The organism is Rubripirellula reticaptiva (assembly GCF_007860175.1).
In the GTDB taxonomy this organism is placed as follows: Bacteria; Planctomycetota; Planctomycetia; order Pirellulales; family Pirellulaceae; genus Rubripirellula; species Rubripirellula reticaptiva.
The window spans coordinates 19735-35764 of sequence record NZ_SJPX01000006.1 but is presented as its reverse complement, the minus strand read 5'-3'; the positions used below and the strand labels follow the sequence as shown (position 1 = coordinate 35764).

Genomic DNA, 16030 nt, shown 5'->3' with positions numbered 1-16030 from the left:
TGTTTGTGACCGAAAATCAGCCATCCACCACAGTGAATTCGCGAGGGATGAAATTGCACGGGTGGACCAATCGCATGACCGAACCCCGTAGAGCGCGGCTGCAACGCGGTTTCGCCGGCTGGGTCGTCGTATTGCTGCTTTTTGGTTTGTCTTGCGCGGCCGCTGCGCAGGCGCAAGACGTCGATCCGTCGACGCCTCAACCGGAAACGACGGTCAAGACAGGTGTACGGATCGATATGCCAGTGCCGATGTCCAGCGACGCCGCCGAGAGTCTGGTCGCGACGTTGATTCGCATCAACGCTTCCGCCCCTGTTGGCCAGCGTGTCACGGTGGTACTGCGTTATCCGCCCGATTCGGTTGGCGGTGACGAAACGGAGTTCGAAAGTGCGCTTCGTCTGGCTCGCGCGATGAGTGGCAACGAGTTGCGGCAAGTTCGGATGGTTTCGTTGGTCGAAGGAACCGTCGACGGGCACTCGACTTTGCCGATCTTGGCATCGGATTTGTTGATCGTGGGGCCCAACGCCGAGATTGCGAATGCGGCGCAGGGCGAGCAGGGGGAAGTCGACACCATCCCGCTGATCTATCAGTCGATTGCCAAGCGACGCGGATTGTTTCCGGCTGCGGTGGTGTCGGCGCTGGTGGATCCGGAGCTCGAGTTGGCGTTGGTTTCGAAAGTGGGTGGCGAGCAGTCGTTTGCCGCCGGTGCAACGCTGGATCAATTGCGTGCGGACGGTGGCTTGTTGGGCGAAGAAGTCATCAGCGCGTCTGGCGTTCCGCTGCGTCTTGATGCCAAACAACTTCGTTCGACTCGGATCGCTGCTGGGCTGGTCGAATCCGTTGACCAAGCTGCCGAGTTGTTGGACTTGGCCGAATTGAAACGTGAAAACGAAAACGCGGCGATAGGCGAAGCGAAAGGTGTGTTGCTTGAAATCACTGGCTCGATCGCCAGCGGTCGAGCCAGACGTTGGCAAAGCAATCTCGACTCGACTCTATCCGGGTCAAGCGACATCAACACGTGGATGATCAGCATCGATTCGATCGGCGGCAACCTGGACGACAGCTTTACCATCGCGGGTTGGTTTGCTTCACCACAGCCTCCTCTGCAAACGGTGGCGGGATTGGTACGTGGCGAAGCCCGCGGCGACTCGGCGATCATCGCGTTGGCATGCAAACCGTTGCTGATGAAACCGGATGCTCGGTTGGGTGGCCCCGGCGCCCAATCGATCGCTCCCGAAGACGTTGTTCGCTACGAAGAACTGATCGATCAGATCGCCAAGCAAACGAAGCGTTCGTCGGCACTGATTCGCGGCCTGCTGGACACCGAGTTAGCTGTTTATCGTTACACGCATCAGAAAACGGGCCGCATTCGGTACTCGACCGAAGAAGACTTGGCCGGCGATGTCGAAAACCCAGACGCCGAGCGGGCAAAGTGGGAACGCGGCGAACGAATCGATCTGTCCGAAGGTTTGTCGGCAAGCGAAGCCGTTTTATTGGGGCTTGCCGATGGCGAAAGTCCGTCGTTGGAGGCTGCGTCGCGGCAAATCGGTCTGCCGGCCACTCCGCCCGTCGTTGCCGACCGCGGGCTGGTGCGTTTGGTTGAACGTCTCGGTCGCAATTCGACGCTGTCGTTTCTGCTGCTGTTTATTGGGTTTGCCGCGATTTCGGCAGAGGCGAACGCGCCCGGACTCGGCGTGCCTGCTTTCCTGGCGATCGTATCTTTTTCGCTGTTCTTCTGGATGAAGTTTTTGGCTGGAACGGCCGAGTGGCTAGAACTGGTCGCGCTCTCCGTCGGATTGATTTGTATCGGCATCGAACTGTTCGTCGTGCCAGGGTTTGGGATCTTTGGCGTCGGCGGATTGATGTTGACGGTTTTGGGCGTGGTGTTGATGAGCCAAACGTTCGTGATCCCGCACAACGTTTATCAGTTGAATCTATTGTCCAAGGGAATCTGGTTGGCGCTTGGTGGTGCAGCGGGAATGGTCGGTGGATTCATTGCGATGCGCATTCTGTTGCCTCACGTGCCGATGTTCCAAGGCTTGATCATGGAAGCACCCGATGCCGAAGCGATTGACGAAGCCGAGAAGCTCGGGGACTTTGGGCACCTGATGGGTCAGTCCGGTGTTGCGACGACGCCCCTTCGCCCCTCTGGCAAAGCGAGATTTGGAAACGAAATCCTTGCAGTGGTCAGCGACGGCACATCCGTATCGGCGGGCGAGCCGGTCCGAGTCATCTTGGTGCAGGCCACCAAAGTCGTTGTCGAAGCGATCGAGAACTGATGTCCCTCTTCTTCGCTATCGCACTGCTGTTTGCGTTCTATCTTTTTCTGATCGGCGAGTTTCTTTTGCCCACCGGCGGACTGCTGGGATTCGGCGCCGCGGTGGCATTGATCTCGATGCTCGTCATCGCGTTTTCGCACAGCGTTATGGCAGGAGCCGTGATGTCGGCGATCGTATTGGTGTCGACGCCGTTGTTGGTCACCGGCCTGGTCAAAGTCTGGCCGCATACGCCGATCGGACGACGAATCCTGAACCGACGCCCGGGACAAGCGGCGCCCATGGCACCGCAGCGAACAACCACCGGCGGAACCAAACTGGATGATTTGGTTGGGCGGATCGGCGTCGCGAAGAGCCCGCTGCTGCCAAGCGGTCGGGTCGTGATCGGTAGCGACAAAATCGACGCGTCGAGCACTGGAATGCCGATCGACGCAGGTTCACCCGTTGTTGTGGTACGAGTTCTGGCTGGTCGAGTGCAGGTGCGATTGGCAACGGAGGATGATTTGGCCGCACAGGATCCAACTCCCAAGTCCCCACTATCTCTCGAACAGTCGCTCGACGCGTTGGATTTTGATTGACACGTTGCCACACTAAATATCGCAACCGATTTGTGTGAATTAACGCGGGTCCGTGATTGATTTGGAATGGGGCTAAACGTCAAATTTATCGGCTCTGACGCATTGATCTCTTTCCAATTCCTTGACATCTCCCAAGGTTGCGATATATTGAGTTAGAACTTATGGAGATTCAATGCCTGAGAAAAAAGAACCTAGTACGAAACGCAGTTCCGGTGAGTCGGCAAATTCAAGCGAGAACTCCAAGCCTCGGGGCAATGTTCAGGACTTTGCGGCGGCGGCGGAGTGTTTGAAAACGCTAGCGCATCCTGTCCGTCTTCGGATCGTTCAATTGCTTTTACACGGCCGGTATACGGTTGGCGAACTGGCTGCGGATTGCGAAATCGCTGACAACGTGGGGTCGGAACACTTGCGGTTGCTACAGCGGTGCGGATTTTTGATTAGCGAGCGGGAAGGACGCCGTGTCTACTATCAAATTGCAGAACCTCATCTCGAAAAGTTGATGGCTTGCATCGAAGGTCGGTTTCTGGTGAGTTCAGACAAGTAGTCCGATTTGCAGATTGTCGGATTCGAGTTTGTCATGGATGGCAGAGTCAATTGGACTGGGAGTGTGTCATGGTGATGGCTCCGAGTCTTCGGTAACTATTCTTTTCTTCTCGAGACCAGTTCGTTGCATACTTTAACCGACCAAGAATTGATCGAAAAAGCTGAGCGTTCGATTGACCGACTCAAGATCTCTGACGCGCGGGTGACTGAGATTCAAGACGGTGTCGCCACGATTTGCTGTAGCAAGATCGAACGTAATGACAAGCAATTGATCCTTGTCGCCCTGCGACTCTTACCAGGAATCGAGTCTGTCACATTCGTGACCTCGTAACTCATTCCTGCGATAACGCCGTGTCGCCGACAATGGTGTTTGATCCAGCGCCTTTACACGATTCGCAAATGCGATGCCGATTGAGTCTGCAGATCCGCCACGTGCTTAACGATTGTTTTGTCTTTCGTTACTGATCCATTGCAAAAAACAAACGACCACCGCATCACTCGGATCACCATGATTCGGCCGACTCGTTGGCGAGTAAACTTTTGGTGGACACGCATCGACGAGCGGTTCCAAGGCTGGATTACGACCAGCAGTCGCTCGAAGCCTTTCGACTGAACGTCATCGGCCGCAAACGACAGCACTCGTTGGTAGATTCCCAAGCCGCGTGTCGCTGGATCCACATACGCACAGTAAAGCCACGCTTGGCATTCTGTCAGTTTGATTTGGAATCCAAGATTCGATTCCAAGAAATCATGCGTCCCCACCCAAACGCCGCCAATTGTGGTCTTTGGAGTTGCGGCCGACGTGATGGCATAGCCGAGGTCATCATGCGTCGTTTCGACTGGTACTGAATTCCAAGTGAATTTTCGCAACCGATCACGATCGTCAGGTGATTGCACGACCGATGCAATAAAGTCGTCTGACTTATTTTGGTTCCATTGAGCGGCCAACTTTGCGAGGTCCATCTCTAAAACGTCGCCAACCGAAAAACGAAACACCCAAGCGGGCACCCATTGGTTGAACCGAGTCTCGATCAGATGAAAGATCCCCTGTTGCTTGATTTTCTTTAGAAACAAAGTCATGGAAGCAGACAAGGAGCAAGCAGGCAGAATTGCGGTGTTTTTCAAAGTGGGTGGGAGCGACCGTCGATCGGCGTTCTCGAACGCTCAAGTTACCCCGCGATCACCGCAAACGCCAAGACGTCTTGAATGTCCCCCGCAAAGTTACGCTCGTGCAGCGACACTCGTCGAGACTTTCGCTACGCCGTGTTTCTGTGAATTGAGCTTCCGCCGAACACTAGCCACCGCTGAACGGATCACGTTGCTGTCGCACCAACATTTCGTTGGCGCGCTCGTCGCCCACGAACGTTTCGTTTGCGGCATCCCACTTTGCAACACGTCCGGGCCCGGTTTCGGGAAACAACCGAATCATGGCATTGGCGATGTGACACAGCACGGCCGATGAATGACCAACTTCGACCGGCGCACGCGGTTCTTTTCGCGTCTTTACGCATTCAATGAAGTTCGCCAAGTGCGCAGAGTGCGGATCTTGGGTGCCGGTTGGTTTGTTTGGCAGGCCGACCAGCAGTTCCGGGTTTGACGCCGTCGTGCCTTTGTATCCCGTTTGCAGCCAACCGTCGCTGCCTTCAAATCGAGTTTGAACGGATTCTGGACCACTTTCGCATATCAGCTCGACACCGCTCACGTATTTGCAGCGAAACCGGGTTTCCGTAGCCGTGTTGAACAGGCTTCCCTCGGGCAAGAACTTCGCGTCTAAACATTCCACTTCGACGGGGCCACCGGTATCAATGCCCATGCCCCAGTGTGCCATGTCGTTGCAGTGTGCGCCGAAGTTCGTGATCTGGCCGCCTGAGTAGTCATAGTTAAATCGGAACCGATACAAACAGCGGTCGTCGTGATACGGTGCCACCGGTGCTGGGCCAAGCCAAGTTGGATAGTCAAGCGTTTTCGGCACGGGCATCGCGTCCCAACCGGGGCCTGGACCGACCTTATTGTTGTAGCCGACCTTGGTGACGATCCGGGTAAGTTTGCCGATTCGTCCCGCCTTCGCGGCTTCGCAAATGAACTGGCTAACGGGATTGGATCGTTCCTGGCTGCCGGTCTGTAGAATCCGATTGTTGTTTCGTGTCGCCTCGATCATTTGCCGCCCATCGGCAACCGAGAACGTCAGCGGCTTTTCGCAGTAAACATCTTTGCCGGCTTCAAGTGCCATCACCGTGATCGTACGGTGCCAATGGTCGGGCACGACAACGACAACCGCATCAATGTCTTCTCGTTGCAGCACCTGCCGAAAGTCCGAATAGACATCGCACTTGTTTGCCGTGCCGCTTTTCGAGCGTCGCAAATTGTCGGTTTCAACCATTTCTTTGGCTGGGTTACGTCCGTAGAAATGTTCCGGTTCTTTGTAGCCATAACTACCTTCGTTGACGTCGCACACGGCCAGGACGTTGCCAAGGTCTGCGGCCAAAAACCGTTTCAGCATGCCCATTCCCTGGTTGCCAGTACCAATGAAAGCGACGTTGATCCGATTGCTCGGTGCATCCGCCGAAAAACAACGTGCAGAAACCAGTAACGGAGCCGCCACGGCGGCGGAAGACTTCAGGAAGTCGCGGCGATTGTTCATGGGAACCTTGTAGCGGGTCATTGGAAACGTAAGACGTAGACGAAGGAGATTGCACGACAGTTACAACCCCACCAGTTTATCCGACTTGAATATGGCCAGGGGCAGTCCCAATGCCGAATCGGCTGCCATTTGCGGCACGTCTAGCCGCCGCAGGGACGCCCGTTTACGCAGAGAAACGCGTTGCCTGTTGGGATTTCGACTCTTTCATTACCATTACGGCTTCATCTAACCGCTCCCACGCGTCCTCCAATTCAGCCGCAACGATCGAATGAAACATATTCGGAACTTCTGCATCATCGCCCACATCGATCATGGCAAATCGACTCTGGCCGACCGGCTGATCCAGGCCTGCAACGGCATCACGCAGCGAGAGTTTCATGATCAGATGCTTGATTCGATGGACATCGAACGCGAGCGAGGGATCACGATCAAGAGCAACACGGTGACGCTGGCCTACACGGCTTCCGACGGTGAAGAGTATCAGTTGAACCTGATCGACACCCCGGGCCACGTGGACTTTTCGCACGAAGTCCGTCGATCGCTGATGGCATGCGAGGGAGCCCTGATCGTCGTTGACGCATCGCAAAGCGTGGAAGCTCAAACCGTCGCCAACTTGTACCTGGCATTGGAATACGATCTTGAGCTATTGCCGGTGATCAACAAGATTGACTTGCCAGCCGCGGACGTCGACCGCGTTCGGATGGCGATCGACGAAGAATTGGGGCTCGATCCGTTCTTGGCGATTCCGGTTTCGGCGAAGACGGGCGTTGGAATCGAAGATGTGTTGGAAGGCATCGTCAAACATTTGCCGCCTCCCAAAGGCGACCCTGCCGCTCCGCTGAAAGCACTTGTATTCGACGCGCACTTTGACAAGTACCGCGGCGTGATTCTGCAGTGCCGTGTGATGGAAGGCACACTGAAGCCGCGGGACGTGATCCACTTTATGCATGCGGATCGCGATTTCAAAGTCGACGAAGTTGGTCATAACCAGTTCAAACTGATTCCCCAAAAACAATTGGCGGCCGGCGAAGTCGGTTACATCGTCGCGGGTGTCAAGAGCGTTCAGGACATTGAGATCGGCGACACGATCACACTGTTGGACCGCCAAGCCGACAAGCCGATTCCCGGCTACCAACCGGCCAAACAAGTGGTGTTCTCGTCGGTCTATCCGATGAGCACCGACGAGTATCCGGATCTGATCAAGGCGCTCGAAAAGCTTTCGATCAACGACGCTGCATTGACGTACGAAAAAGACAGCTCGGCAGCACTGGGTTTCGGTTTCCGATGTGGATTCCTCGGACTTCTGCACCTGGACGTCATCCAAGAACGATTGCAACGCGAGTTCGATCTCGGACTGGTCATCTCGGCTCCGTCGGTAAAGTACACGTTGAAGTTGAAGGACGGCACGACGGTTGACGTCGACAACCCAAGCTACTGGCCGGACCCTTCGAACATCGACTCGGCGTCCGAGCCGTACATCAAGGCCTCAATTTTGACGCCCGAAGAGTTCGTCGGCCCCGTGATGGAGTTATGCCGCGAACACCGTAGCGAAAGTCAAACGATGAATTACTTGTCGGCCGGGCGAGTTGAGGTGACCAGCGAGATGCCGCTTGGCGAAGTCTTGTTCGACTTCTATGGCAAACTGAAAATGATCACGCGTGGCTACGGCTCGTTCGACTACACGCCGATCGAGTACCGGACGACGGACGTGGTGAAGGTCGACATGTTGGTGAACAAAGAACCAATCGACGCATTGTCTTACTTAGTCCACCGGGAAAAATCTCGGACGCGAGCACTTCACTACTGCGAAAAGCTTGCCGAAGCAATTCCTCGTCACCAATTCAAGATTCCGATCCAAGGCGCCATCGGTGGCACGATCATTGCTCGAGCCACGATTGCTCCGTTCCGCAAAGACGTGACGGCGAAACTTTACGGTGGCGATGTAACGCGGAAGAAGAAGCTGCTTGAAAAGCAGAAGAAGGGCAAGGCAAAGATGAAGCAGTTCGGCAGCGTCAACATTCCTCAAAAAGCGTTCGTGTCGGTGCTTCGTGCCGACAAAGACTAGGAAGGATCCGCCGTGCCGCGCATCGTTGTGCATCAAACCGATTCTCATCGTCAGTGTCGCGAATTGCGACTGGTGATGGAGGCGGCCGGAATCGCATCCGATGTCGTGCAACGCAACGGCACATGGTTCTTGTCAGTTGATGACGCAAACCAGGCGTCGGCGGTCTACGAAATCGAGGCCTACCAGCGTGATAATGCTGCGGTCGTCGCTCGGCCAAACCAACGCACGCGATTGTACAGCGGTGGTGTGCTGGGTGTTTTTGCGTTCGCCGTGATCATCAATGCGATCACCTTCGTAGGCTGGACGCCGCCCTACGACCAGATCATGGATCGCGTTGGGCCAATGCGTGCCGGCGATGTGATGGGCGGTGACGGATGGCGAGTCGTGACGGCACTGACGTTGCACGTCGACTTGCAACACTGGTTGTCGAACTTGATTTTCGGCGGTGTCTTTGGCTGGCTGGTGGGACGTGTGCTTGGTGGCGGTGTCGGATGGCTAGTGATTTTGTTGGCTGGGTCGCTGGGGAATCTGATCAATGCTTGGGCTCGCGATGCGGGCCATGTTTCGATCGGATCGTCGACGGCAGTCTTTGGTGCGCTCGGGATCATGGTGGCACATGCTCTCGCACCACTGACTCGGACCTCCGGATCTCGCATGAAGCGATTTGCACCACTCGTTGGCGGTGTCTTGATGTTCGCAATGTTGGGCGTTGAGGGCGAGCGAACCGACGTGGGCGCCCACGCCGCTGGCTTCTTTGCCGGGCTGTTGTTGGGAGCGGTCGCGTGTCGCGCACCGGAGCGGTGGTTGGCGAACTGGCAAGTCCAATGGATCGCCGGCGTCTCGGCCGTGTTGATCATCGGAATAGCCTGGCTAGCCGCCGTTTCTCATGCGTAGGCAAGTTTGTCGTTGCACAGAAAACGACTTGCTTGCGCGATGCTTAGTGGCTCGGAAACAAAACGTCGGCAATTTTCCGCGACATGTCGTGTTCAGGCAAGAATGCCAACTCAACAAATGCGGTCCGAGACGGGCGGATTTTCATTTCCAAGACATCACCCAACGGCGTTCCGCCGATGAACCCACGCACCGGACGTTTGATCGGATCCAAGTTGCGAACCGTGATCGACGAGTTCATCGAGATTGGTGCGGACTTCCAGTTGCGTGGCGTCATCACGTTTGATCCCACCAACATCCAGGCCTCGGTGTCGGCCAACATCGGCGTGGCCCCCATCGACGACGCATACGCCGTCGATCCTGCTGCGGTGCAAGTCAGCACTCCGTCGCAAACGAGTTTTGGAAAACGGACCTGGTCGTCAACCACGACTTCGATCCAAGCCGTTTGACCAGTCGACCGTTCCAGCCACGCGTCGTTGAACGCCAAGTCGACTTCGTGACTGCCATCCGCCAACTTTGAGTCGACTCGAAGCATTGGCAAGTCACGCACAATAACGTCTTCCGACGGAAACAACGAATTCGAGACGTCTTCGCGATCGTTAAGCAGGAAGCCGAGGTGACCGAAGTTGACGCCAAAAAACGGAATTCTACGCTCCCAGAACTTCTCAATCGCTTGCAGCATCGTGCCGTCGCCGCCGAGAACCACGACATAGTCTGCCTCTTCGATCGCGACACCAGCGAAACCGTCGGCCCATTTTGCGGCTGCCTTGTTGCGAGGATCAAAGAACGCATGGCCGCGTTTTCCGTGCAAGGACACGGTACGCGAATGAGCAGGTGAACTGAGTCGATACAGCCCGCGACTCTCGATGAAGTTCAGTACCGCCGGATCGATCATGTCGGTCACGTTTTGACCTTGCACCAGCGCCGAACGAATCTGATGCGAACTGCCTTCGGTATTGACTTCCAACAATCGATGATGCGGTGGCAGGTCCTTCGGGTCTGGTTTCGTCTGACAAGTGTGGATGATGACAAAGTTCGCCGTTTGCCAAAGGTTTTGAGCATCGCACCAGTACTTGTGGATCAGCGATTTTCCCTCGTTACCGCCTTTAACAAACTCTTCGGGCACAACGTGCCAAACGTCGTAACCCGGGTAGCGTTTCTCGAGCTGGTCATTCGGCGTCGACGTCTGATTTTCGAGATCAGAAAAATCCAGCTCGACGCCTTCGATGCCGCGAAAGGCCAAGTCAACCAGAGCAGCCCGAAAACTGCTGGCGATCGCATTTTGCTCTCGCTTCTCAGCACGCGGCCCAGCGGGCACAATGACGACTCGATTGAAGGTGCGAACGAGCGCCCGCGCGATCTCGATATGATGAATCCCTGGCGGATTAAAGTTTCCGACGCACAGTGCAAGCTCCACAGCCATTCTCGATTTGTTTCGAAGAAGGTCAATTTCCAACCGGCATCATAGCCGAACACGCGCAACAAGCCGATGCAATTTGCCGACCGGATGAATCCTGTGATGAATAAAAACGCCGACCCACCGAAGTTGTTGACCGAAGGCAGGATTCAAATTGCGATCGCGGCGCTAGCGATCGTATCGATTGTGATGCATTTGGTGCTGCGATTTGGGTACGATTCTGGGGGCGATGTCCAGAACTGGCCGCTCTACGTAGCGATTCTATTGGGCGGCGTCCCATTAGTGTGGGGGCTGCTCGGCAACCTATTCCGAGGCGAATTCGGATCCGATCTGCTCGCCGGAATGTCGATCGTGACCGCAGCGGTGCTTGGCGAGTACCTGGCCGGCACTCTCGTTGTACTGATGCTTTCCGGCGGTGAAGCACTCGAAGCTTACGCTGTCCAGAGCGCATCCTCGGTCCTAGATGCACTTTCCAAACGGATGCCATCGAGGGCGCATCGCAAAGTCGACTCCGAGATCGAAGACATCCCGCTGGATCAGATCACGATCGGCGACGAAATCGTTTTGTTTCCTCACGAGGTCTGTCCGATCGACGGCGAGGTCGTCGAAGGACACACGGTGATGGACGAGTCCTACCTGACTGGCGAACCGTACTTGATGAGCAAGACGCCTGGAACGGCGGTTCTTTCCGGCGCGATCAATGGAGAATCGGCCATTACCATTCGCGCCGAGAAACTAGCGATCGATTCACGTTATGCTCAAATCATGAAGGTGATGGAAGTGTCGTCACAGACTCGCCCCCGCATCCGGCGTCTCGGCGATCAACTTGGCGCTTTCTATACGCCGGTCGCCCTGATTGTTGCCGCCGGCGCTTGGTTCGCCAGCGGAGACCCCGTTCGCTTCCTGGCTGTTCTGGTCGTCGCGACACCTTGTCCATTGTTGATCGCGATTCCAGTCGCGATCATCGGATCAATCTCGCTGGCGGCAAAGCGAGCGATCGTGATACGTGATCCTGCGATCCTGGAACGGATGGACGGATGCCGAACAGTCATTTTCGACAAAACGGGAACGTTGACGTACGGTAAACCTGAATTGACGGGCCAGTTCGTGGCGTCCCAGCACGACCAGAACGATTTGTTGTCGCTTGTTGCCAGCGTTGAACGCTATTCCAAGCACCCTCTTGCCGAAGCTATCGTGATGGCTGCCAAGAAGAGTGAGTTGCCGATGAAAGTCGCTTCGGAAATACGCGAACGTCCGGGCTTGGGATTGGTTGCGACCGTCGGCGCCAGAGAAGTCCGGATCACAAATCGAAAAACATTATTGGACGAGACCCAAGGCGATGCACCGGAGCTGCCGCCGACGACGGCGGGTCTTGAGTGCGTAGTGATGGTAGACGGAGCCTATGCGGCGACATATCAGTTCCGAGACCAACCCCGAAGCGACGGTGCGTCGTTCATTGGCCACCTCGGTCCGCAGCACAACATCAATCGAGTGATGCTGTTGTCAGGTGATCGCGAAAGCGAAGTCCGCTATTTGGCCGACAAAGTCGGAGTCACTGATATCTTGGCCGATCAGTCGCCTGAACAGAAACTGGAAATCGTACGCCAAGAAACCAAGCGGGCTGACACGATTTTCGTCGGTGACGGGATCAACGACGCACCGGCATTGATGGCGGCGACGGTTGGCATCGCGTTCGGCCAAAACAGCGACGTGACCACCGAAGCGGCTGACGCAGTGATTTTGGATTCGTCATTGGCAAAGGTCGACGAGTTGTTGCACATCAGCCGACGAATGCGCCGAATCGCTCTGCAAAGCGCGGTCGGCGGAATGGCGATCAGCATCATCGCAATGTTCTTCGCCGCCGCCGGATACCTACCGCCGGTCGCCGGTGCAATCACGCAAGAATTCATCGACGTTGTCGCCGTCGTCAACGCCCTGCGAGTCGCGATCCGACCGAAATCACTCACCGACTTCTAGGTGTTTTCTGCCGAATCCCCATCTCGCAAATCCGAGCCAAAAAGCCAAAAACTTGAGAGAGGTGGCGTTGATGGACAACCCCAAGACTCTGCCGTTCCCTTGGGGGGGCTGCAAGGCGAGGGAAAACGCCCTTCTTGATGTTTTGATCCGCCGACGCTCGATTTTGAGGTGGCAAATTGGGATAACTTTGCCAATTGCCTATTCTCCCCCCTAGAGCGATCCCATGAAACGACCAAGTCGCAAGTCTCGGTTCGAGAGCCTCGAACGTCGGAATCTCCTTGCTGGCGGTCTGTCACTTGGTGTCAATCTTCCCGAGGTAGCCGACTATTCTGCCGTTGCGTTCGTTGACGTCATGAAACAAGCGAGGTCTTGGCAGACCACCGACGAGGATCGTCAAGGGATCTACAACTCTGAGCATGCTGACCAGATTGATCTGGACGCAAGTGGATGGCCAACCGAGTCGCCGTTCACCCTTGATAACACCTACGATGTAACCGAGCCCCAAATCATTCACACGGTGATTCCTGTCCGCGGCGAAGGAATTTACACATTCATCGCGACTGGCACGGGTACGGTGCAGATCGAAGCTGGCACTGGACTGCTAGATCCGAACACGCCAAATATAATATCGCAAACGATTAGTCTGTCTGGCACAGTGGATGCAAACGGCGACTCGATCCCACAACAGTTTCAATTCGAAATTTTTAATTCCGAGTACGGCGACGGCAACGGAAATCTATTCCTCTACATCAACTCAAGTTCGCCGAACGATCATCTTCGTGAAATGCATTTGATCGCACCGGGCAGTCTTTCCGATTACGAAACGGATCCTTTTGATCCGACCTACACCGACGATCTCGATGCATTTTCGAATCTGCGATTCATGGAGTGGCAAGAGACGAACAACAGCGATGTTGTCGATGTTTCGGATCGAACGTTGACCACTGACTACACCCAATCGCTGCCGAGTGGTGTCGCCATCGAATACATCGTCGATCTCGCCAACCAGCTTGGGCAAGATCCGTGGATCACGATTCCCGCAAAGGCAAGCGATGCGTACGTAGCTGACATGGCTGACTACCTGCATGCGAATCTGAACTCGGGTTTAAAGGTCTTTGTTGAGTACAGCAACGAAACCTGGAATGGTGCTTTCAATCAGGCGGCGTACATCCAAAGCAAGGGACTAGCACTAGGACTGTCGACAACTTCTTTCGAGGCTGGACTACGTTATCACGCGATGCGTTCGGCCGAAGTCTGGGGAATCTTCGAGCAGTCGTTCGGGAATCGTTCAAGCGACCAACTGATCAAAGTCATTGCCACACAGTTCGTGAACATCGGCGTTAGCGATCAGTTGATGGCTGCCCTGAATGATCCCACGATTAATCCCGGTGGCATCATGCCGGACAGTCTTGCGATCGGTGCGTACTTCGGTTTTTCGATTGCCGACAAACTAGTGGCTGACGGGACCCTGGGGACGGCGACGACCGAGAGTATCATCAACTCGCTAAATGACGAATTAGCAAACCAAACTGCTGCCGACCTTGCTAAACAAAAAGCCGTTGCAGATCGACATGGCTTGTGGCTGATCACCTATGAAGGCGGGCAGCACCTCGCCGCGACTGGCACCAACGTCCAGAATACCGATCTGACGAACAAACTCATCGCGGCGAACCGTAGCCCATTGATGGGCGACGTTTACAAGAACTACCTTGATCTATTGCTTGCTAAAGGAGTCGTCCTGCACAGTAGTTTTAACTACATTTACACGCCGAATCAGTTCGGTTCGTGGGGTCTGCAAGAGAATCAAGATCCGACTTCGGAACAGTCCTATAAGTACGAAGCGGTCGTCGATTGGGCTTTCGCAAATCCAGTCTCGAACCATCTTCCTCGTGCCAACGCTGGCGAAGACTTCGCTCTTTTTGACATCGGCAACGATGGAGAAAATGTCACCTTGGACGGCACTCGTTCGCGTGACTTTGATGGAACTATCGCTAGCTACAACTGGATCGTCAACGGTCAGTCGGTAAGTACCGCTTCGACTTTTACTTACGACGCGTCGATCGGCATCACGGAAGTAACGTTGCAAGTGACGGACAACGACGGTGGCGTAAGCGAGGACGTGATCACGATTGTGCTTTCGTCGGCTGAAGCAATTCAAACCATTCTTGATGCCAATTTCGCTGCACCCGCCGTCAATGGCGTTTGGAGTGCAACAAATTCACTTGCTGCGGATGTCGAGTATTCTGGATTCACTCTTGGCTCTGGACTATCGCCGACGTCGACCGTAAATCCGCAAGCCCTAACCTTCACGACGGGGAACTACCCATCGGAACCCGCATCGCTCCAGGATGCGATCGTTAGCAACTTCTACATTAGTTTTACCATCGATCCAAATTCATTGACGACTTCTGCGCGTCTTGATCTGAACGGAGCACCCATGGAGTTCACGGTTGATCGTGTCGGGTTTCACTCGGCTCGTCGATTCGCCGTCATGTCCAGCGTTGATGGCTTCACGACAACCTCTGATGTCCTCTATGAATCTGCTGCCTTTGTCGACTATCAACCGAAAACTACATTCGACTTTCGCTTGCCGTTCGACGGTTTCGACACTGAGAATCCGATTGAATTCCGCATCTACATGTTGGATGGTCGCTACAACAATCTAACCAACAGTGTCACTTACTTCACATCGTTCCGTCTTAACGGTTCGCTTGTCCGAACCGACGGGCCGACCGAGATCGTGGAAACCAAATTCGCGATTGCCGAGAATACCGACAACGTTGCCAACGATATCGTTTTCGCATCGCTGGCTGCTGTTGATCCGACCGATTCCGATTCTCACACCTTCACATTGGTCACGGGAGAAGGCGATGACGATAACGTTCGATTTCATATCGTTGGAGATCAGTTGGTTCTGAACTCCGGTGAAGTGGTCGATTATGAAACAAAGCCCGATTACAGCGTTCGTGTTCGTGTCACTGACTCAACAGGGTCAACACTCGAAAAAGTCATCGACCTTGCGGTCATCGATTTGGTCGAAGTATCGCAAGTCCTGGTCAATGATGGCGTTGGCGCCCAGCGATCACGAGTCACATCGCTGTTGGTCGAGTTCGATGGGGTTGTGACAGTCGATTCCGATGCCTTCACAATCTTAAACAAAGCGACGAGTAGCGCCGTGGACTACACAATCAGTCCACTAAGCAACGTCAGCGGCAAGTCAGTTTTCCGGGTGACGTTCACGGGAGTCAATACGGAGTTCACATCGCTAAAGGACGGCTATCACACGCTAACGATCGATGCCACGAAGGTGCATAGCGTCACAATGAATGGCTTGGACGCAAACCGAAATGGCGTGGTCAATGATGACTACACATTTGGAAATTTTGAAGCAGACAAGTTTTTTCGCCTGTTTGGCGACATCGATGGAAGCAAGAGCGTCAATATCATTGACTTCTTCCAGTTTCAATACTCTTACCGTTCGACCAGTGGCTCATCCAAGTTCCAAGTAGGATTCGATAGCGATAACAGCGGATCGATAAACATATTCGATTTCTTCAAGTTCCAGACTCAATACCGTAAAGTCTTGACCTTCTAGAAGACCCTTCCGACTGTTAATTAGAACCGATTCGATTCCGCTAGCTCCTG

The 16030-nt window shown here is 54.7% G+C and carries 11 protein-coding genes; 8 read left to right on the top strand and 3 right to left on the bottom strand.

The window, feature by feature from the left end:
* The first annotated feature begins 74 nt into the window (after positions 1-74).
* The 4 genes from Poly59_RS25385 to Poly59_RS25370 all read left to right on the top strand — a co-directional run bounded on the left by Poly59_RS25385 (position 75) and on the right by Poly59_RS25370 (position 3725).
* Entirely contained in the window at positions 75-2276 is a 2202-nt protein-coding gene (locus Poly59_RS25385) for an NfeD family protein (RefSeq protein WP_186776517.1), read from the top strand.
* Complete coding sequence (locus Poly59_RS25380; RefSeq protein ID WP_146536950.1) at positions 2276-2851, top strand: NfeD family protein; 576 nt, start codon at positions 2276-2278, stop codon at positions 2849-2851. Before Poly59_RS25385 ends, Poly59_RS25380 begins: the two co-directional genes overlap by 1 nt.
* Positions 2852-3023: 172 nt before the next feature.
* Positions 3024-3395 (top strand): ArsR/SmtB family transcription factor, encoded by a 372-nt coding sequence (locus Poly59_RS25375; protein WP_146536949.1) that lies wholly within the window; start codon positions 3024-3026, stop codon positions 3393-3395.
* Positions 3396-3518: 123 nt separating this feature from the next.
* Positions 3519-3725, top strand: a complete 207-nt coding sequence (locus tag Poly59_RS25370; RefSeq protein ID WP_146536948.1) for a hypothetical protein — start codon at positions 3519-3521, stop codon at positions 3723-3725.
* A 53-nt stretch (positions 3726-3778) separates the two neighbouring features.
* On the opposite strand, the gene Poly59_RS25365 is transcribed toward Poly59_RS25370, so the two are convergent.
* Both Poly59_RS25365 and Poly59_RS25360 read right to left on the bottom strand, forming a co-directional pair.
* Positions 3779-4474: a GNAT family N-acetyltransferase gene (locus Poly59_RS25365; RefSeq protein WP_146536947.1), complete on the bottom strand. Its 696-nt coding sequence runs from the start codon at positions 4472-4474 to the stop codon at positions 3779-3781.
* 214 nt (positions 4475-4688) lie between these two features.
* Positions 4689-6035, bottom strand: coding sequence for a Gfo/Idh/MocA family oxidoreductase (locus Poly59_RS25360; protein ID WP_186776516.1), 1347 nt, complete (start codon positions 6033-6035; stop codon positions 4689-4691).
* A 268-nt stretch (positions 6036-6303) separates the two neighbouring features.
* On the opposite strand from Poly59_RS25360, the gene lepA reads away from it, so the two are divergent.
* Both lepA and Poly59_RS25350 read left to right on the top strand, forming a co-directional pair.
* Complete coding sequence (gene lepA, locus Poly59_RS25355; RefSeq protein ID WP_146536946.1) at positions 6304-8100, top strand: translation elongation factor 4; 1797 nt, start codon at positions 6304-6306, stop codon at positions 8098-8100.
* Positions 8101-8112: 12 nt separating this feature from the next.
* Positions 8113-8994 carry a rhomboid family intramembrane serine protease gene (locus tag Poly59_RS25350; protein WP_146536945.1) on the top strand — a complete coding sequence of 294 codons (882 nt, stop codon included), beginning with the start codon at positions 8113-8115 and terminating at the stop codon, positions 8992-8994.
* Between the two features lie 43 nt (positions 8995-9037).
* Here the strand turns inward: Poly59_RS25350 and Poly59_RS25345 are convergent, their stop codons facing one another.
* Positions 9038-10414, bottom strand: a complete 1377-nt coding sequence (locus tag Poly59_RS25345) for an NAD(+)/NADH kinase (protein WP_146536944.1) — start codon at positions 10412-10414, stop codon at positions 9038-9040.
* 96 nt (positions 10415-10510) lie between these two features.
* Between Poly59_RS25345 and Poly59_RS25340 the strand changes: the two genes are divergently transcribed.
* Together Poly59_RS25340 and Poly59_RS25335 are read left to right on the top strand one after the other, a co-directional pair.
* Entirely contained in the window at positions 10511-12385 is a 1875-nt protein-coding gene (locus tag Poly59_RS25340) for a heavy metal translocating P-type ATPase (RefSeq protein WP_146536943.1), read from the top strand.
* A gap of 223 nt (positions 12386-12608) precedes the next feature.
* Positions 12609-15980, top strand: coding sequence for a PKD domain-containing protein (locus tag Poly59_RS25335; protein WP_146536942.1), 3372 nt, complete (start codon positions 12609-12611; stop codon positions 15978-15980).
* The last annotated feature ends 50 nt before the right edge of the window (positions 15981-16030 follow it).